This window comes from Parazoarcus communis (genome assembly GCF_003111665.1).
In the GTDB taxonomy this organism is placed as follows: Bacteria; Pseudomonadota; Gammaproteobacteria; order Burkholderiales; family Rhodocyclaceae; genus Parazoarcus; species Parazoarcus communis_B.
On record NZ_CP022188.1, the window covers coordinates 1,492,436 to 1,510,001 of the forward strand.

The 17,566-nt window shown below is 65.4% G+C and carries 17 protein-coding genes; 8 read left to right on the forward strand and 9 right to left on the reverse strand.

The features are described 5' to 3' along the window. Positions 1 to 156: 156 nt before the first annotated feature. From CEW87_RS06795 to CEW87_RS06805, 3 genes are all read left to right on the forward strand, one after another. Positions 157 to 768, forward strand: coding sequence for a VOC family protein (locus CEW87_RS06795; RefSeq protein WP_108972010.1), 612 nt, complete (start codon positions 157 to 159; stop codon positions 766 to 768). Positions 769 to 869: 101 nt separating this feature from the next. Further along, on the forward strand, positions 870 to 2,057 hold the full coding sequence (locus CEW87_RS06800) for a HupE/UreJ family protein (RefSeq protein WP_108972011.1): 1,188 nt from the start codon (positions 870 to 872) through the stop codon (positions 2,055 to 2,057). Positions 2,058 to 2,221: 164 nt separating this feature from the next. Continuing rightward, entirely contained in the window at positions 2,222 to 4,195 is a 1,974-nt protein-coding gene (locus CEW87_RS06805) for a sigma-54-dependent Fis family transcriptional regulator (RefSeq protein WP_108972012.1), read from the forward strand. A gap of 39 nt (positions 4,196 to 4,234) precedes the next feature. Here CEW87_RS06805 and CEW87_RS06810 read toward each other — a convergent pair whose 3' ends face one another. Then, positions 4,235 to 5,620 carry an MFS transporter gene (locus CEW87_RS06810; RefSeq protein ID WP_199917139.1) on the reverse strand — a complete coding sequence of 462 codons (1,386 nt, stop codon included), beginning with the start codon at positions 5,618 to 5,620 and terminating at the stop codon, positions 4,235 to 4,237. A gap of 146 nt (positions 5,621 to 5,766) precedes the next feature. Here CEW87_RS06810 and CEW87_RS06815 point away from each other — a divergent pair, with 146 nt between their 5' ends. The 3 genes from CEW87_RS06815 (at position 5,767) to CEW87_RS06825 (ending at position 7,236) form a co-directional block, all read left to right on the forward strand. Further along, positions 5,767 to 5,961, forward strand: coding sequence for a YjfB family protein (locus tag CEW87_RS06815; RefSeq protein WP_108950131.1), 195 nt, complete (start codon positions 5,767 to 5,769; stop codon positions 5,959 to 5,961). 82 nt (positions 5,962 to 6,043) lie between these two features. Further along, positions 6,044 to 6,280, forward strand: a complete 237-nt coding sequence (locus CEW87_RS06820; protein ID WP_108972013.1) for a VF530 family DNA-binding protein — start codon at positions 6,044 to 6,046, stop codon at positions 6,278 to 6,280. Between the two features lie 44 nt (positions 6,281 to 6,324). Then, positions 6,325 to 7,236: a glutaminase gene (locus tag CEW87_RS06825; protein WP_108972014.1), complete on the forward strand. Its 912-nt coding sequence runs from the start codon at positions 6,325 to 6,327 to the stop codon at positions 7,234 to 7,236. Between the two features lie 23 nt (positions 7,237 to 7,259). Here CEW87_RS06825 and CEW87_RS06830 read toward each other — a convergent pair whose 3' ends face one another. From CEW87_RS06830 to CEW87_RS06850, 5 genes are all read right to left on the reverse strand, one after another. Further along, positions 7,260 to 8,378, reverse strand: coding sequence for a DUF1513 domain-containing protein (locus CEW87_RS06830; RefSeq protein ID WP_108972015.1), 1,119 nt, complete (start codon positions 8,376 to 8,378; stop codon positions 7,260 to 7,262). Beyond that, positions 8,368 to 9,417, reverse strand: coding sequence for an imelysin family protein (locus CEW87_RS06835; protein ID WP_108972016.1), 1,050 nt, complete (start codon positions 9,415 to 9,417; stop codon positions 8,368 to 8,370). The genes CEW87_RS06830 and CEW87_RS06835 overlap by 11 nt, the downstream gene beginning before the upstream one ends. After that, on the reverse strand, positions 9,414 to 10,865 hold the full coding sequence (locus CEW87_RS06840; RefSeq protein ID WP_108972017.1) for a di-heme oxidoredictase family protein: 1,452 nt from the start codon (positions 10,863 to 10,865) through the stop codon (positions 9,414 to 9,416). Before CEW87_RS06840 ends, CEW87_RS06835 begins: the two co-directional genes overlap by 4 nt. Positions 10,866 to 10,965: 100 nt before the next feature. Then, positions 10,966 to 12,114 (reverse strand): imelysin family protein, encoded by a 1,149-nt coding sequence (locus tag CEW87_RS06845; protein ID WP_108972018.1) that lies wholly within the window; start codon positions 12,112 to 12,114, stop codon positions 10,966 to 10,968. 80 nt (positions 12,115 to 12,194) lie between these two features. Beyond that, a complete protein-coding gene (locus CEW87_RS06850; RefSeq protein WP_234421698.1) occupies positions 12,195 to 12,881 on the reverse strand; it encodes a hypothetical protein in 687 nt (228 codons plus the stop codon). Between the two features lie 210 nt (positions 12,882 to 13,091). Between CEW87_RS06850 and CEW87_RS06855 the strand changes: the two genes are divergently transcribed. Beyond that, positions 13,092 to 14,222 carry an alcohol dehydrogenase family protein gene (locus tag CEW87_RS06855; protein ID WP_199917140.1) on the forward strand — a complete coding sequence of 377 codons (1,131 nt, stop codon included), beginning with the start codon at positions 13,092 to 13,094 and terminating at the stop codon, positions 14,220 to 14,222. A gap of 58 nt (positions 14,223 to 14,280) precedes the next feature. On the opposite strand, the gene CEW87_RS06860 is transcribed toward CEW87_RS06855, so the two are convergent. Then, the gene (locus CEW87_RS06860) at positions 14,281 to 14,526 is read right to left on the reverse strand and encodes a GlsB/YeaQ/YmgE family stress response membrane protein (protein ID WP_108950138.1); all 246 of its coding nucleotides are present in this window, start codon (positions 14,524 to 14,526) and stop codon (positions 14,281 to 14,283) included. Between the two features lie 496 nt (positions 14,527 to 15,022). On the opposite strand from CEW87_RS06860, the gene CEW87_RS06865 reads away from it, so the two are divergent. Then, the gene (locus CEW87_RS06865; RefSeq protein ID WP_108972019.1) at positions 15,023 to 15,790 is read left to right on the forward strand and encodes an ADP-ribosylglycohydrolase family protein; all 768 of its coding nucleotides are present in this window, start codon (positions 15,023 to 15,025) and stop codon (positions 15,788 to 15,790) included. A gap of 48 nt (positions 15,791 to 15,838) precedes the next feature. Here CEW87_RS06865 and CEW87_RS06870 read toward each other — a convergent pair whose 3' ends face one another. Both CEW87_RS06870 and CEW87_RS06875 read right to left on the reverse strand, forming a co-directional pair. Further along, positions 15,839 to 16,306, reverse strand: coding sequence for a PEP-CTERM sorting domain-containing protein (locus CEW87_RS06870; protein ID WP_159098102.1), 468 nt, complete (start codon positions 16,304 to 16,306; stop codon positions 15,839 to 15,841). A 314-nt stretch (positions 16,307 to 16,620) separates the two neighbouring features. Beyond that, on the reverse strand, positions 16,621 to 17,328 hold the full coding sequence (locus CEW87_RS06875; protein ID WP_108972021.1) for an NYN domain-containing protein: 708 nt from the start codon (positions 17,326 to 17,328) through the stop codon (positions 16,621 to 16,623). Positions 17,329 to 17,566 lie beyond the last annotated feature (238 nt).

Here is a 17,566-nt window from a genome sequence, read left to right on the forward strand (position 1 = left end):
GGCGGGTGCTGCCCGCACGCCGGATCACGAAATCGATGAACGCTTTCCTCCTCGCGTGAGCTTGGGGGGCCTGCTTGAGGAGCCCCCGTTTTTTCAGCGGCAAGCCCGCTCGCGTGGAAGTGATGACAAATGCAATTCAGAAAAGGAATCTCTCAAATGACTCTCGAAAACAGCTCCAGAAGTGGTCGCCTGTTCCGTCGTTGCGTGGCCGCCCTTGCCCTGGCCGCTACCTTGCCGGCCGCGCACGCAGCCGTCCCCGGCATGCGCGGCGTGGAGCACTTCGGCTTCACCGTGCCCAATGCACAGCAGGCAGTGGATTTCTTCGTGGGCGTGATGGGCTGCAAGGCCTTCTTCACCATCGGTCCGTTTGGCCCCTTCAAGGACGACTGGATGAAGGAGAACCTCAACGTCAATCCGCGGGCCGAGATTCCGGTGGCCCACCTCGTGCGATGCAATAACGGTACCAACTTCGAGATTTTCGAATACACCTCGCCAGATCAGCGCAAGCAAGGGCCGAAGAACAGTGACATCGGCGGGCATCACATCGCCTTCTATGTCGACGATATCAAGGCGGCGATGGCAGACATGAAGGCACAGGGAGTGAAGTTCCTCGGCGAACCCCATCTGTTTGCCGACGGGCCGCTCAAGGGGCTGACCTGGATCTACTTCATGTCACCCTGGGGCATGCAGCTGGAACTCGTGAGTGCGCCGGACGGGCGCGCCTACGAACTCACCACGAGTGAGCGGCTGTGGGACCCGCGCAAGTAAGGGCGCGGCCGGCGTGCGGCGCGGGCCGTACGCTGGTCTGGCTGCTCCTTGCCATGGTGCTGTCCTGCAGCTCCATGGCAAGGGCTCACTTCCAGGACTTCATGGCCCGCATCGTCCACGTCGTGCCGCACGATGGCGCGCTGCGGGTGTATGTGCAGATGCCGCTGGCCATGGTGCTGCTGCCGCACGACTGGTCGGTGGGTGGTGGCCAGCCGCCACCGCATTTCCTCGACACCGATGAGCGCGGGCAACTTGTGGTGGATGGCGCCGCCCTGCGTCGCGACACCAGCTTGCTGCAGGCGCGTCTCGGTCGCGCGCTGCAGATCGATGGTGCGTATGGCAGCCTGGAAGGGGCGCGCATAGACACCCTCACTGCGCGCGACCCCTTCACCTTTCTGCCAGCGATCGAGCGCAACGTGGGCGATGGTGTGACCGTGTACGACGATGTCTCGGTCGACCTGGCTGACGCGGTCGTCAGCATGCGCCTGCGCTTTCCGCGCCCGCTGCCCGGGGTGCAGTCGGTCTTGTCCGGCAGTCCCCTCGAGTGGCCTGAGCTGGCTGAGCGTGCTGTCAACATCGTGCGCATCCATCGCGAGGACAGCAGTGTCGGCAGTCATCAGAGCGTGGGCAGTCTGTCCTCCACATTCGATATCGAGGCGGCGCGGGCGGCGACTGCAGGTGGTGGCGGCGCGCAGGCGGCAGAACCGCAGCCAGGCTTCCTCAACTTCATCGAAGGGGGTGTTCATCACGTGCTCGGCGGGCTGGATCATGTGCTCCTCATCCTCTTGCTGGTGCTCGGTGCATCGAGCGTTGCGCAGTTTGCACGCACCTCGCTCGCCTTCACGCTGGGGCACTCGATCACCCTGTGCGCTGGCGCATTGGGCGGGCTGAATGCGCTTGCGTGGTTTGCGCCCGGGGTGGAGGTGGCGATCGCGGCGTCCATCGTGTATGCAGGCTGGCGCGTGATGAGCGGGCGCGAGAAACCCTTGCTCGCGCCTGCGGTTTTCTGCGTCGGGCTGGTCCACGGTTTCGGCTTCTCGTTCGCGCTGACCGACGCCGCTGCGAGTCTGGCCGGCAATCTTGCGGGGCTGATCGTCGGCTTCAATCTTGGCATTGAGTTGGGCCAGATCGCCCTGTCGCTCGTTGCGGCACCCGTGCTCTATCTGCTGCGCCGCTACTGGCGAAGCCCACACTTTGCCAATGGCCGGGTGCTGGCCCTGCCGTGTACGGCGATCGCTTCGTTCTGGGTGATCGAACGCGGCGTCGCGCTGATGCAGGTCCTGCCATGATTGCCCGTGCTGCGCAGCTTTGCTCACTGGCGTCGGCGCGCCGGCGGAATGTTACGAATGTTATAAGATGAAGAGATGACGACGCAGGCTGTTCGACCGGCCTGACGTACGACCGACGCCTGGGGGACTCTCCCGCAAAGGCGCGCATGGAGGAGACATTGGCAATGCAACTTGCTCAACGCGATCACATTTCGCGGGTGCTGTCCGTGACCCGGGACAATGACGTACCCGCAGACCGGATCCAGCGTTCCTGGCGGCGCTGCATCGAAGATTACGACCTCGACCCCACCCGGCCGACGCCCGCACACATCATCGAAGGCAGCCAGCTGCGCGAACACCGGGAGCAGATCGAGGAGTTTCTGCTGGTGGCGCGTACGGGCATGGAGCAACTCTACAAGCGGGTATGCGATCTCGGCTACGTGTTGCTGTTGACCGATGCAAGCGGCGTGACGGTGGACTTCATCGGCAATGACCGCTGGGAGGGAGAGCTCCGACGCTCGGGTCTCTACCTCGGTGCCGACTGGAGCGAAGCGCGGGCAGGCACCTGCGCGGTGGGCACCTGCATCGCCGATCTCAGCCCGATTACCTGCCATCAGATCGACCACTTCGACTCGTCGCACATCGCGCTGACCTGCAACAGTGCACCGCTGTTCGATCCGACCGGGGCGCTGCTCGGGGTGCTCGACATCTCCGCGCTGACTTCACCCTCACCGCGCGAGAGCCAGCACCTCGCGCTGCAGCTGACGGTGATGTACGCCAAGATGGTCGAAGACGCCAACTTCATGCGTTTCTTCCACGAAGCCTACGTGTTGCGGCTGGGTGCGGCGTGGCCGATGGTCGATGCCAGCGGTGAAATGCTGCTGGCTTTCGATGCCGACGGCGTCGTTGTCGGCGCCAACAATGGTGCGCGCCGCGTGCTCAGGGCCGGGAGTGACCGCGGCGTGTCCTGCGCGCTCGTGGGCAGTTCGCTCGATTCGATCTTCCGCGAAGGCAGTGCCGAGGTATGGCGCATCGGGCGCAATGCCTTACTGAACGAGCGCACGGCCCTGACCACCTTCGATCACGACGTGTTTTACGCCCATGTGATTTCGCCCAGCGTCGCGCCCGGTCGCAGGACGGAGCTGGCGCAGATGGCCGAGCCGGACGTGAGCGCGCCCGCGCTCGACCGCCTGGCGGGGGATGATCCGCAGATGCAGCGCCTGATCAGGCAGGCAAAGCGCCTGGTCAACAAGTCGGTCTGCATTCTGTTGCACGGCGAAACCGGGACCGGCAAGGAGGTCGTGGCCAAGGCCCTGCACGAATCGAGCGATCGCTGCGACAAACCGTTCGTGGCCATCAATTGCGCCGCAATCCCCGAGTCGCTGATCGAGAGCGAACTGTTCGGCTACACCGCCGGCGCCTTTACCGGCGGGCGCAGCAAGGGCATGAAGGGGCTGATTGCCCAGGCTGACGGCGGCACCCTGTTCCTCGACGAAATCGGTGACATGCCCATTCACCTGCAGACGCGACTGCTGCGTGTGCTGGCGGAGAAGGAGGTGACCCCGCTCGGCAGCGACAAGGCGCAGCCGATCCGACTGACGGTGGTGGCTGCATCGCACCGTGACCTGCGCAAGCTGATTGCCGATGGTCTGTTCCGCGAGGATCTCTACTACAGATTGTGTGGCGCGACGCTCTATTTGCCCGCACTCAGGATGCGTGAGGACAAGACCTACCTGATCAACCTGCTCGTGGCCGAGGAAGCGGCCGAGATGGGATGCGAAGCCGACATCGATCCGGCGGCCATGGCCCTGCTGTGCGGTCATGCCTGGCCGGGCAACGTGCGCCAGTTGCGCAACGTGCTGCGCTTTGCGCTGGCGGTCAGCGATAGCGGACGGATTCGGGTGTGTGATCTGCCCGATGAGTTGATGGAGCCGTCACTTGCTCACAGGCCTGCGCCCCAGGCGCCAGCGCCGACTGCGATGTCGTCCATGGCCGGCTCGGGGCCGCGCTGGAGCGAGCGTGAGGGGGAATGGTTGCTCGAAGCGTTGCAGCGCCACAAGTGGTGCGTGACTGCGGCAGCGGCTGAGCTCGGGCTGTGCCGTGCAACGGTTTATCGCCGCATGAAGCGCCACGGCATCGTGCCCCCAAACCAGCTCTGAGTCGGTCTCGCGGTGTAGGCTGAGGGCACCCGCCCGGCGTCAGTTGCCTGAAGGCCGCTCGACGGGTTCGTCGGTCGGGGGGGACGTCTGCTGTTCCGGCCCGGCATGCTGCATCTGCTCTTGCGCAATCTGCTCGTCGACCCGCGGGTCGAGGGCTGCGGCCAGCGGCGAGCTGCTGGTGCTGTCGGGCATCGGGATGTGATGCAGCGGCGCGTCGTCGACCTGATGCAGGTGGGTCGCACGCTTGGGCTGCACCCGCCATGCCACCACGGCCGCGCAGACGGCCACAAAGACATACAGCATGTTGGCGCCCAGAAAGCGCATGAGCACGCCGGCGAGGAGTGGGCCGATACTGGCGCCGACACCGAAAGTCAGCAGCAGCATGGCGGTGAGCGATACCCGCAGGTCTGCGGTCACGTGGTCGTTGGCGAGCGCAACCGCAAGCGGGTAGAGGCAGAACTGCAGCATGCACACGGCAAAGCCCGCCGCGAACAGCAGCCATATCGGCGCCTCGGGCAAGACTGCGAGCGGCAGGGCGAACACCGCCAGCACCGCGCCACAGCGGCTGATCAGCCATACGCGATCACGCCGGTCCGACAGCCAGCCCAGCGGCCATTGCACGAGCAGGCCGGCAAAAATGCAGCTACCCATGAACAGACCGACCTGCTCGGTCGTCAGGCCCATGCGCGTGCCGTAGAGCGGTGCGAGGCCGTAGAAGGAGCCGATCAGCAAGCCGGCGACCAGAATGGTGATCAGCGACAGCGGAACGCGTTTGAAGAAGAAGCGCAGCTCGAGCGGCGCCGGGTGCAGCTTGGCCGGGTGCAGCTTGTGGGTGAGGGCAACCGGCACCAGGCACAAGGCAAAACACAGCCCGACCAGCATCAGCAACTCCAGGCCGAGCTCGGGGTGCGCCACCAGTACCAGCTGGCCCAGAATCAGGCCGAGATAGGAGGCGCCCATATATCCGGAAAACACCTGGCCGCGCTGCTCGGCATGGGACTGTTCGTTGAGCCAGCTCTCGATCACCATGTACTGGCACATCATGCACAGGCCGATCACCATGCGCAGCGTCAGCCACGCCGGCAGCCAGTCGGTCAGGCCGTGACCGAGCACGGCCGCCGTCACCACGCCGGCGCACGCCACATAGGCGCGGATGTGACCGACGCGTCCAATCAGCCGGTGTCCCACCTTGCCGCCCAGCACCAGACCGACGTAGTTCGCCGTCATCAAGGCGCCCACCCACAGGCCGTCTGCCGTTGCCGCGACCCGCAAGGCCAGGTAAGTGCTGAGCAGGCCCGAGCCCAGCAGCATCAGCAGGGTGGCAAAGTAAAGCGAACGGAAGGACTTGAGGATCAGAATCATTGTGCGGGGGCTGACTCGATTGGCGGCGGGCGGGGCGAGGGTGCCCGCGAACGATTCCGTCATGTTACCCGTGCTATCCCGACTAAGGTACTCGGATAAACACCAATTTGGTGCGCAAGGTCACGGTGACGGGCGATTCAAGTTCTTCTGCGCACTGCCGTTAAGCCCGGTATCGGCGTGTTCGCCAGAATCAGACAAGGAGGTGCGACATGGATGTCTCATCCATCGCCGCCGCCGCGAGTGCCAACTCCGCGGCCCAGCTGCAGCAGGAAGTGTCGATGTCGGTGCTCAAGAAAGCCATGGACATCCAGGAGCAGAGCGCAATGCAGCTGCTCGAGGCCTTGCCGCCCGTGCCCGCGGCGCCCGCCGGAACCGCGGGTGGCGTGATCGATACCTGGGCATAGTCAGTTCCGGCGCGCCCGCTGAAAACTTGGGGCGCAGCCCGGGGGCTGCTATCGTTCGCCTGCCCCGATCCGAGACAAGCCCATGGCAGACGCGCAGCCCAATAATCCCCTCCACGGCCTCACCCTGGAGAAGATCCTCAACGAACTGCTGACCTACTACACGTGGGCGGAACTCGGGCAGCAGATCGACATCCGCTGCTTTAATCACGAGCCCAGCATTGCCTCCAGTCTCAAGTTTCTGCGGCGCACGCCGTGGGCACGCGAACAGGTCGAGGCGCTGTATGTCTATACGGTGCGCAGCGGTATCCCCAGGCACTGAGCGTCCGCACCATTCTGCCGCACCTCACTCGCAAGGACAGGACGATGGACTTCCAGCCCGTACTCGACGACATCGTCAGCACGCTCAAACCCGAACTCGGCGCCGGCAAGGTGGCGAGCTACATCCCCGCCCTGGCGCGGGTCTCGCCCCATCAGCTGGGCATTGCACTGCGCACCCGGGAGGGCGCGGAGTACTGTGCGGGCGATGCGACGACGCTGTTCTCCATCCAGAGTGTCTCCAAGGTGTTCTCGCTCACTCTCGCCATGCGCAACCTGGGCGAGGTCCTGTGGCAGCGCATCGGGCGCGAGCCTTCGGGCAACCCGTTCAACTCCCTGGTGCAGCTCGAAGCCGAACACGGCGTGCCACGCAACCCCTTCATCAACGCAGGGGCGATTGCAGTGGCCGACCGCCTGGTGAGCACTTGCGGCGATGGGCGGGCCGAAGTTCTCGCGCTGCTCTCCAGCCTGTCCGGCGAAGCCGTGGCGTTTGACGAGGAGGTGGCCGCGTCGGAGGCAGCGACGGGTTTTCGCAACATCGCGCTGGCCAACTTCATGAAAGGCTTCGGCAATATCGACAACGATGTTGCGCCGGTGCTCGATCTCTATTTTCACCAGTGCTCGGTGGCAATGAACTGCGTGCAGCTTGCCCGGGCCATCGGCTACCTGTGCAATGACGGCGCGCATCCGCTCGATGGCTCGGCGCTGGTTTCCGATCGCCAGGCACGACGCATCAACTCGCTGATGCTCACCTGCGGCACGTACGACGCGGCCGGCGAGTTTGCCTTCCGCATCGGCCTGCCGTGCAAGAGCGGGGTGGGCGGCGGCATCGTGGCCGTGCTGCCCGATACGCTCAGCCTGTGCGTGTGGTCGCCGGGACTGGACGAGACCGGCAACTCGCTGCTGGGCATGAAGGCGCTTGAAATGTTCGTCGCGCGCACCGGCCTGTCGGTGTTCTGAGTGCCTGCTGCAGGCGTGGACGATCAGCCCGGACGCGCGTGATTGTCGAAGGCGAATGCGTGTGGCCAGTGCGCCTGGGCGCGGGCTTCGCCGGGTGCGACTGCCCACAGGTCGCCGCCGTCACCGGTGGCAAGCAGCCCCCCGCGCGTGGTGGTCAGCGCACAGACGCCGGGTGTGGGCAGATGGCCGATGAAGCTGCCGTCCGCCTCCCATAGCGCAAGCGTGCCGGCAACGCTGCAACTCACCGCGAATACGGGGCCTGTCGGCCCGTCGATCGCGACAATGTCGCCGGCGTAGCCGCCGCAGGCTGCGAGCACCTCGGGCGTTGCCGTGCCGTAGCGCAAGCCCTCGTCCGTGAGCCGGGCGAACAGTGGCCGCGCCCTGGTCGTGTCTGCCGCATCCCCTGCTTCGTTCTGCAGCGAGACTGCGATGCGGCCATCGGCCGCCTGTGCGATGTGGCGCACGCTCATCCACGGGTCCGGCACGCGGTATTGCGCGAGCACGCGGCCGTCTTCGGGGTCGAGCAGCGCAAGGGTCGGGTCCATGCTGTCCAGGTTGCGCTTGAGGCGTCCGGTCTCGGGCAGGGTCAGGATGCCGCCGTTGGCGACTGCAATGCGACCGTCGGCGAGCTGCATCAGCGCATGCGGGCCAATGCCTCCGGTGGGCCAGGCGGCGAGGCGCTGCAGCGTGAGTGCGTCGTACACGCCCACGCGGCCGTGACCATTGATGAGTTCGCTCTCGGTGGCGAACAGCAGGCGTCCGTCGCGGCTGAAGCTCAGATGGCCCTCGAGGCGGATGTCCTCGTCGGCGTCATAGACGTCGAACGCGGCCAGCTGCCGGCCACTGGCCACGTCCCAGCGCAGCAGAAAGCGGCCCGGTCGGCGCGCGGCGACCACCGCGGAGCCGTCGCCCGACGGATGCCAGGCCAGTTCGTGACCGCGTGCGGGCAGCTCGAATGCGTGGGAGATGTCGGTGCTGCGCCCGGCAAAGAAGTGGCGCGGGCGGGAGGGCGAGTCGGCCCAGCAGGTGAGCAGCGCAGGTTCGTCGGCAAACGCGGCACGTGCAGGCGCGGGCAGATGCGCAAGGATGAAGCCGGCGGGAAGGGCGGCCAGCAGGCGGCGGCGCTGCAGATCAGTCGCCATCGTTCTCTCCGAAGCCGACGCTGACCTTCATCGCGTCGGCAAGCTCCTCGGCCAGCAGGCGTTGCAGGCGGCTGAGTTCGCTGACCAGGGCGTCAGTCTGCGGGCGTGCAGCGTCGGCAGCGAAGTCCGGGGGCAGCGCTGCCAGCGCCGTGTGCACCGCGTCGATGCGCTGGTCGAGGCGCTCCGCCAGGGTCAGCAGTCCGCGTCCGCGCAGCATTGCGGTGAGCCCGGGCATGCCCTCGTCACCCTGCAGGCCGGCGCGCAGGCCGGAGAAGTACGCCATCAGGCCGGCACGTGCGGACCCGCTGCGCCAGGCGTCGGTTTCCGCCGGGCCGGTGTGCGGGCGCAGGGGCTTTTCGAGATACTTGAGGCGCAGGGTTTCGGTGCTGCCGATCAGGATGTTGATGCCGTCGGCGAGCAGGCGTGCCTCGCGCTCGGGTTCGGCCTCGGCGAGGCCGGCAATCCAGTCCGGCCAGGCCGATACGGTCGCGGAGATGCCCGCAGCCGTGTCGCGGGCCAACCACACGGCATAGCGGCAGGCGGGGCCGTCGTCGGCGAGCGCCGGCCGTTCGGCGTCGAACAGAAGGTACTCAAGCGCAGGCAGGCCGCGCGCTGGCAGGCCGATGCGCGCGGTGTTGGCGGGCGTCCTTGCATACTGCGCGATCGAGCTTTCGATCTGCGCCGGACGCGTGGGCCAGAAGTCGATGCGGCGCAGCAGGCGCGACTCGAGCACCGGCCCGATGGGCAGCGGGCTCAGTTCGCGCAGGTCGTGCGCAGCCTCCAGCCAGCGCTGGCGGGCAGCCGCGGCTGCGGCGGGCTGACCCTCACAGCTTGCGGCGAGCGCGCTCGCCAGCGCATCCACCTTGTCACCGAAGTGACGATAGCCTGGCGCAAGGCGCTGGCTGGCCAGGGCACTCATCCACTGCGATGGCATCACGATGGGCGCCGGCGCGGCGGCGTGGGCAGGCAGGGCAAGCGAAAACAGCAGGCCGGCGAAGGGCAGGCCGAAACGGCTGGTACGAAACCGGGTAAACATCATAGTGACTCCACAAAGCGGACCAGCGCATCGCGCTCGGCAGCATTCAGGCCCAGCACGTGCTGCCTGGCCGCTTCCGCCTCGCCGCCGTGCCACAGAATTGCCTCCAGCACGCCGCGCGCGCGGCCGTCGTGCATCAGGGTCTGGTGACCATTCACGGTCTGGATCAGGCCGACGCCCCACAGCGGCGGGGTGCGCCATTCGCGCCCGTCGGCGGCAAAGTCGGGGCGGTTGTCGGCGAGTGCCTCACCCATGTCATGCAGCAGCAGATCGGTGTATGGCCAGATGGATTGCCCTGCCAGTTCCGGGAAGGCGTCCGAGTCGCCAGTGACGTGGTTCGGTACATGGCAGCTCGCGCACTGTGCCTGATGAAAGATGCGCTTGCCGTCGAGGACTTGCGGGTCGGCCGGTGTGCGCCGGGCGGGTACCGCGAGCGTGGTGGTGTAGTAGATGCTGCGATCGAGCGAGCGGTCGTCGATGTCGGTGCGGTGCTCTCCACGCTCGCTGCGCCAGGCGGCTTCCTGCTGCAGTCGCACGCGGCAGTCCTGCTGTGCCGTGGTGCACTCTTCGTGCGGGAACAGGCTGGAGGTGATGCCGATGTCGCCGTTGAAGGCGGCGGCGGTCTGGTGTGCGACGCTGCCCACGTTGGCTTTCCAGCCGAAACGCCCCACGACCCAGTCCTGCCGCACCGCGTCCCACACCCGGTTCGGGCGGCCCGAGATGCCGGCCTGGTCTGCGGCCTGGCGCGCTGCGATCTCGAGCAGTCGGGCTTCGGGGATGGCCTCAAGCAGGCCGAGGCCGATGACCTGGGGGGCAATGCGCGGTGAGATCAGCGTCTGCGGGTGCAGCGGACCGTAGCCGGGTTCGCTCAGCGTGTACGTGGGCTGGCGCAGGCTGTAGGGCGTGCCGTCGGCGAAGCGGCCGGGTACCTCGGTGTAGCTCACGGTGATCAGGGCCTCCGGGCGGATGCCGGGCAGGGCCTGATTGTTCAGTTGCGAGCCGTAAGTGGGCTCGGGCACCACACCGTCCTTGCCACCGTCACCGGGGATCGACAGGCGCAGCAGCAGGCCCACCGCTTGCTCGGTGCTGACGCCGTTGGCGTCCACCGCCGGCGGGGCGCTGCGGCCGTCGAGCACGTGACAGCCGGCACAGGCGCGGGAAATGAAATGCGGGCCGAGCCCGTCCCGACCCGAGGTCGAGGCCGGTGCGCCGACCCAGCTCTTCTTGAAGAACGAGTTGCCGATGAAGAACGCAGTCTGCCGGTCCATCGACAGGTTTGCCGCCGGATATGAAAAAGCGTTGCGTCCGTGGTCGGGCGTGGTGGTGGCGCCGCCGGGGCGTTCTTCGCCCGGTTCGTAGCCAATCGTCGGGCGAGCCGACTGCACGGCGGCGAAGGCAATGCCGGTGGCGGCGAGTACGCCGAGACCAAGGAGCAGGCGTCTGGATTTCATGGGCGCGGAAGCAGAAAGCGAGGGGGAAGGAGGCGGGCGCCGGATGAGAGGGTGCAGACCGCAGCCCGTGGCCGCGTCAGCACCCTCGGTCACTGGGCGTTCAGTTGGGCGCGACGGTGTTCAGACGCTTGATGCCGAGCACGGCAGCTGCTTCGACCAGGCCTTCGGTCTGCTTCTTCAGCGCGACGACGGTGGCCTCGACCTTGCTGCGCCCCGGCGTGCCGACCAGGATGGCGCGGTCGAAGGGTGCGGGAATCGCTTCCGCGGCCTTCACCGACGTGTCGATCTGGGCATCCACGCGGCTCGCGACGGCCTTGTTCTTCGCCGATACCAGGTCGCGCACGCCCGGCCCCTTGAGCACACTGCCGTCGGCGCGGACGTACTGGCCGCGCCATACGTTGCGAATGCCGGTGGCGTTGGCCACGACGTCGCGGTGAGTGTTGTCGGAGAAGCACGAGTGCTCGTCTTCTTGGTTCTGCGAGTCGAGCGCCACTTCGATGCGTTCGCCGGCCAGCTCGCCGCGCGACAGGATGCCGAGGGCAGAGATCACCTTGGCGACGTTGCCCGCGTCGGCGACGAAGCCCTTGCGGTAGTTGTCGGCGCCGGGTGCCCAGGCTGCTGCCAGGTCGCCGAGATCCTTCACCAGCAGGTCGGTGGTGACTTTCAGGTAGGCACGGCGGCGGTCGGCGTTGGGCGCCTTGCCGTCGACGAAGTCGGTGTAGGCACGGCGGCCGGGGCCGTTGTCGTCGAGGTCCTGGCCCCACAGCATGAACTCGATGGCGTGCCAGCCGGTGGAGATGTTCTCTTCGCCGTCCTTCTCATTCAGGCCGGAGAGGGTGTCCATGTCGATGGGGATCGTGCGGTTGGCAATGATGCCGGCGTCCTTTGCACCCTCGACGAAGTCCACATAGGCCTCGTCCATCGGCCAGGCGTTGATCCTGCCCTCGGGGCCGTCCTCGCCATCGATCGGGCCGCCGTAAAAGCGGAAGGCTTCGGTCTGACCGTAGGTCTCGCGTGCAGCGAGCCAGGCCTTGCGGGCTGCCAGCTGTCCGGCTTCGGACGGTGCGGCGACAAAGGCGTCGACCGCCTTCTGCAACGCCAGTGCGCCGGCATGGGCATCGGCGTAGGTGGCGTGGACGAGCTCGCCGTAGTGAGCGAGGACGCGCGGCGCGGTCACTGTCTCGGCGGCCAGCGTGGCGGTGGAGAAATGCAGTGCGGCGAGCGCGGAAACGAGGGTGATCAGGCGCATTGGGTTCGCTCCGTTGTGCGTTGTCGGGGGGCGTGAACAGGGGCGCACGCCCGACGCCGGGTCGGGCATGCGCTGGTGGATCAGAACTCCCAGCCGATTCCGGCGTTGGCGAAGCTGCGATCGTTGCCGTGGCCGACTGCGGCGGAGATCTTCACGCCTTCGACGATCTCGTAGCGCAGGCCGACGGCGCGGTCCGGACGGCTGTCCTCGTTGCCAAAGGTCTCCGCCACAAAGCTCAGCCTTTCGGTGAGCGGAAGATCGACCGCCACGCCCCAGGTGTTCACGGCGTCGGTGTCGCCATCCTCACGGGTTACTTCACGGCCAAGGTTGGTGTGCACCCTCTGGCCGCCTTCGAAGGTCCAGGTCAGCAGGCCGGTCAGCGAATTCACGTAGGCCGACTCGCCTTCGGTACGGTCGCGTCCGTACTCGTACTTGAGACCCGCGGACAGTCCGGTTTCGGATTGCAGCGGCACCCACTTCAGTGCGAGGCCGTGGCCGTTGGTGGCTTCGTTTCCGGCGGTGGCGAAATCGCGCGAACGCCCGAAGCCGATCTCGAGCTCGAGGTTCTCGATCGGGCTGAAGCCGGCGGCGGCGTCGTAGCCCTTGGCTTCGTCGTCCTTCGACCAGCCAGCCTCCAGCTTGGCGCCACCCTTGTCGAGCGTGCCCGCGTCATCGACGCTCAGGGGGCGCTCGGCATGCGCCAGGCTGGCAGTGCCGAGCAGGGCAACGGCGAACAGGGGAAGGGCACGGGGGCGAAGCACTTGCATCTTTAACCTCTTGAAGTTGTTTTCCGTCGCATGGCGGACGTGTTCGGCACCGAAGGTGCAACGCCACGGCGCATGAGTGGATCGAATAGTAATGAGAAGAGGTCGCATTTGCAATTACGTTTTTGCGGTGCAGCGCTTTTGCTGGGACACTGTTACGGCTAATGAACCCGGGCGCCTGAAGGCGAGGGTTGCTGGAATGGAGTGGTGCAAATGACGAAGGAATTGAGTGGAAAGGAAGGCGAGAACCGGTTTGATACGACGGGTGTGAGCCGCACGATGAAGGCCGTCGTGACCGTCGGAAATGGCGGTTACGACAAGCTGGTGTATTGCGACGTGCCGGTTCCCGCCCTGGGCGCGGGTGAGGTGCTGCTGCAGGTGCTGGCGGCAGGCGTCAACAACACGGAAATCAACACCCGTCTGGGCTGGTATTCATCCAGCGTGACCGGCAGGACCGAGGAAACCGCCAGTGCGGAGACCACCGAGCGGGCCGATGGTGGCTGGAACGAGGGCACGCCGTTTCCGTTCATCCAGGGTACGGACTGCTGCGGCCGTGTCGCTTCGGTTGCGCCAGGCGTGGATGCAGCGCTCATCGGCAAGCGGGTGCTCGTCCGCGCGTGCATGCGCAAGGACGGCTTCGGGTCGATGGACACCGTGTGGATGGGCTCCGATTTCGACGGCGCCTTCGCCCAGTGGGTCAAAGTGCCTGCAACGGAAGTGTTTGTGGTGGAGAGCGGCTGGAGCGATGCCGAGCTTGCAACGATTCCCTGCGCCTACGGGACGGCCGAGAACATGGTGCATCGCGCGCAGGTAAGCAGTGCAGACCATGTGCTGGTGACCGGTGCATCGGGGGGCGTGGGCTCGGCGGTCGTGCAGCTGGCCAAGCGGCGCGGGGCCACGGTGACCGCCATCGTGGGCGCATCAAAAATGGACCAGGTGCGTGCGATCGGTGCCGATCATGTGATCGCGCGCGGTGACGACATCGTTGCCAGCCTCGGCGAGAACGCAGTCGATGTGGTCGTCGACAACGTGGCGGGGGGGACATTCGGCAGCATGCTCAAGGTCATGAAGCGCGCCGGGCGTTATGTGTCTTCAGGCGCCATCGGTGGCCCGCTGGTCACGCTCGACATGCGCGACTTCTACCTCAAGGACCTCAGGCTGATCGGGTGCACGGCCTGGGACGAGCCGGTCTTTCCCAACCTGATCGGCTACATCGAGCGCAACGAACTGCGGCCCATCGTGGCCAAGACCTTCCCGCTCGAAGGCATTGCCGACGCACAGCGCGAGTTTCTCGAGAAAAAGCACGTCGGCAACTTCGTCCTGATCCCGCCCTCGGACGGCTGATCCGGGCGCGAGCCGCTTGAAACGGTGCAGCAGTCCAGCAGGCTGCCGCACCGGGTTCTCATCGTTTGCGCAGCGCACCCACAACCGCGAGCAGGACCACCGCCCCGATCACCGAGCCGATGAAGCCCGCCCCCTGGCCCGCGCGATACAGGCCGAGCACCTGCCCGCCGTAAGTCGCCACCATCGAGCCACCGATGCCCAGCAGAATGGTCATGATCCAGCCCATCTGATCGTTGCCCGGTTTGAGCACGCGCGCGATGAGACCGATGATCAGGCCGATGAAAATGGTCGTGATGAAGCCCATGTGAATGCTCCTGCAGTGATCGGTTTGCCCTTGCCCGCATGTGCGAATCCGGGTCAGGAAGGAGGTGCCGGTACATTCTAGGCCAGCTTTCGTGACCGCCAGTGATGCGTTGCGGCGATGTCCGGCTCGGCGCCAGGGCGGCCACACACCGCAGATCGGAAGCGCAAAAGAAAAAAGCCCGAGCGCTTTCGGGCTCGGGCTAAATCCACACCAAAGGAGGAGGGTGGAGGAGACGGTTCAAATACTAGTGGAGAGTGTTGTGCGGCGCAACAATCAGCCGCGTAAACGTTTCTATCGACTGATAAGCAATATTTATCGCTGTGCGGGGTGCAATCGTGCGGTCGACAGGTGGCGGCCTTTGCAGGCCTGACCGATTCCTGCTGCTTCGTGTCCGGATACAGGCTCATTCGGCGAGCCTGCGGGGGGCAGATAATGGCGCTAAACATGCCGTCGGCTCATGCGACAGCCTCTCCACCCAACCGAAGGACATCACATCATGCTGGGAGCCATCATTGGCGATATCGTCGGCTCGGTATACGAGTTCAACAATCATCGCGCCAAAACCTTCGACCCCTTCTTTCACGCCCGCGCCTTCTATACGGACGACACCGTATGCACCATCGCCGTGGCCGACGCGCTCATCAACAAGCGTCCGCCGGCCGAAGCGCTCAAGGACTGGGGGCGGCGCTACTGGCATAACGGCGGCTGGGGCGGCATGTTCGGCGAGTGGCTGCAGTCGGACGACGCCTCACCCTACGGCAGTTTCGGCAACGGCGCCGCAATGCGCATCTCGCCCGCCGGCCTGCTTGCAGAAACTGTCGAGCAAGTCACCGCACTGTCGCAGGCGGCCACCGAAGTCACGCACAACCACCCGGAAGGCCTCAAGGGCGCAGAAGCCACCGCGCTGGCCATCTTCCTGGCGCGCCAGCGGCTTGCACCCGCCGAGATCCGCAGCACCATCACCGAGCGCTTCGGCTACGACCTCGATCGCACCGTCGACGACATCCGCCCCACCTACCGCTTCAACGAAACCTGCCAGCAAACCGTCCCCCAGGCGCTGGTGTGCGCCCTCACCGCAACCGACTTCGAGGACGCCATCCGCAACGCAATCTCGATCGGCGGCGACAGCGACACCGTGGCCGCCATCGCGGGCGGCGTGGCAGAAGCGCTGTTCGGCATTCCGGACCGGATTGCCGAGCGTGGCTGGGGGTATTTGCCAGAGGATATGCGGGCGGTGCTCGAGAGGCTTTATCGACAAGGCTGAAGTGTTTGTCGGGCTACTCGCTCTCCTCTCAAGCCTGCCGCGTAAAAGTCAGGCGAATTTCTTGCGACGGGCCGCAACAATCCCTGCGAGACCGATGCCCAGCAATGCCAGCGTAGCCGGTTCCGGCACGTTGTTCCGTGCATCGAGTTGCATGATAGACGTGCTGACGTTCGCCCATGTTCCGTCAACCGAGTTGGAGCCACCGTTCCAGCTGAAGAACGAACCGTTAGTGCCCCAGCCGGAGCCATTTGCCAGCCAGGTGTTCGAGACCAGATCGAAGTCGCCAAAGCCAAACAGCGTCGACAGGGTTACGTGGTGGCCATATACCAGATGGTCGAACACGAACGAGGTGAGTTCGTCTTGGGCAAGGATGCCGTTCGCGTTCGTGTCTGCCCCGGCAAAACTGCCATAGCTGGGGCCGTAATTGTCTACGGAGAACGACACGACGGTCGCATTGGCGGATGCAGAGGCGGCAATCAGCAGGGCGGCGGCGGCAATCTTGATTTTCTTGAGCATGAGTACTCCCATGGAGTCGATGACAGCAATAAGGGCGGATTGGATGGCAGCGCGGGCTCGATCGTGAGCGTGAAGCATCTTCAATCACGACCCCCGACACTTCGCTGCCGGCTATGACAAGGTATGGCGAAAGTGTAGCGATTTGCGCTCAGTAAACCCGGTAAATTCATCACGAATTACCAAAAACGACTTAAACGAACAGTTTCAAAGGGGTCAGAGTCGTTTGATTCGCTGGAGCCGCTGTACCAGAAGGGATGAGAGTCGCTGCCCGTCATTCGTGTCCGGGCTGCGGTGCTGGGTACGAGCCTGAGGTTTCAGAAGATCAGACGCTTGTCACCGCCAACGCCGGTTTCCTTCAGGTTCGGGATTGCGCGCACGATCTTGTCGCGGGTCGCCTTGTCGTGCCCCATTTTCGAGAGTACCTGCCCTACGGCAGACGCGGCATAGCCCCCCTGCTTGTTAGGAGCAAGCGCTTGCCGAATCCTGGCAACAGCTGCGGCAACGATATTCCTGTCCAAACCGTTTGTCGCACTGGCGTTCTGGGCGATTGGTACGTCAGGCGCTGGAACAGGAGCCGGAGCCGGGGTATTGGGCAGAGGCAGAGAAACAAGGGGCAGGTCGGTCACCGGCGCAACGGCGTTTGGCGCTGCGCCGAGCGCAATCAGCACATTGTGACCTTGCGATGCGAGGTACTCGGTGGCGGCAACCAGCAGGTCGTCGCGCGACACCACCACGATCAGCGTCGCGGGATCTGCCTCGCCGTAATGCACGGCCGCGAGCTCGAACATCAATCGCACATCTGCCGATTGTTTGCGCACCGGTGCCACATGGCAACGGACCTCGATGCCGGGTATTTCGCTCTGCAAAGCCTGCTCCCAGCCGCGCACACGGTCACCCTTTCCGTTGCCCGCCACGATCGCCTGTGTGCAGCTGCGCCCAAAAGACTTGAAGACGCGCGCCAGCGGTGCCACGAGCGCGGGAGACTGGTTGTCGGCATCGACGAAGAGGAGGGTGCGCGTCATGGTCTCGATCGGCCTCGTACGAACAGCGGGTTCCGGCTGGGATATGTATCGTGCATGACGTAAAACACCCGCACAGCATGGATACACTCCGAAGTGTGCCGTGCTGTAATTTCAAAGGGGTCAGAGTCGTTTGATTGCAGATGCGCAGCGTCGGCGACATGCCTACTGTGTTGTGACGGACGGTTGCGAAGCGGTAGCAGGTCCGGGGCGCAGCAAGGGCGTATCTGCGCGCGGTTGC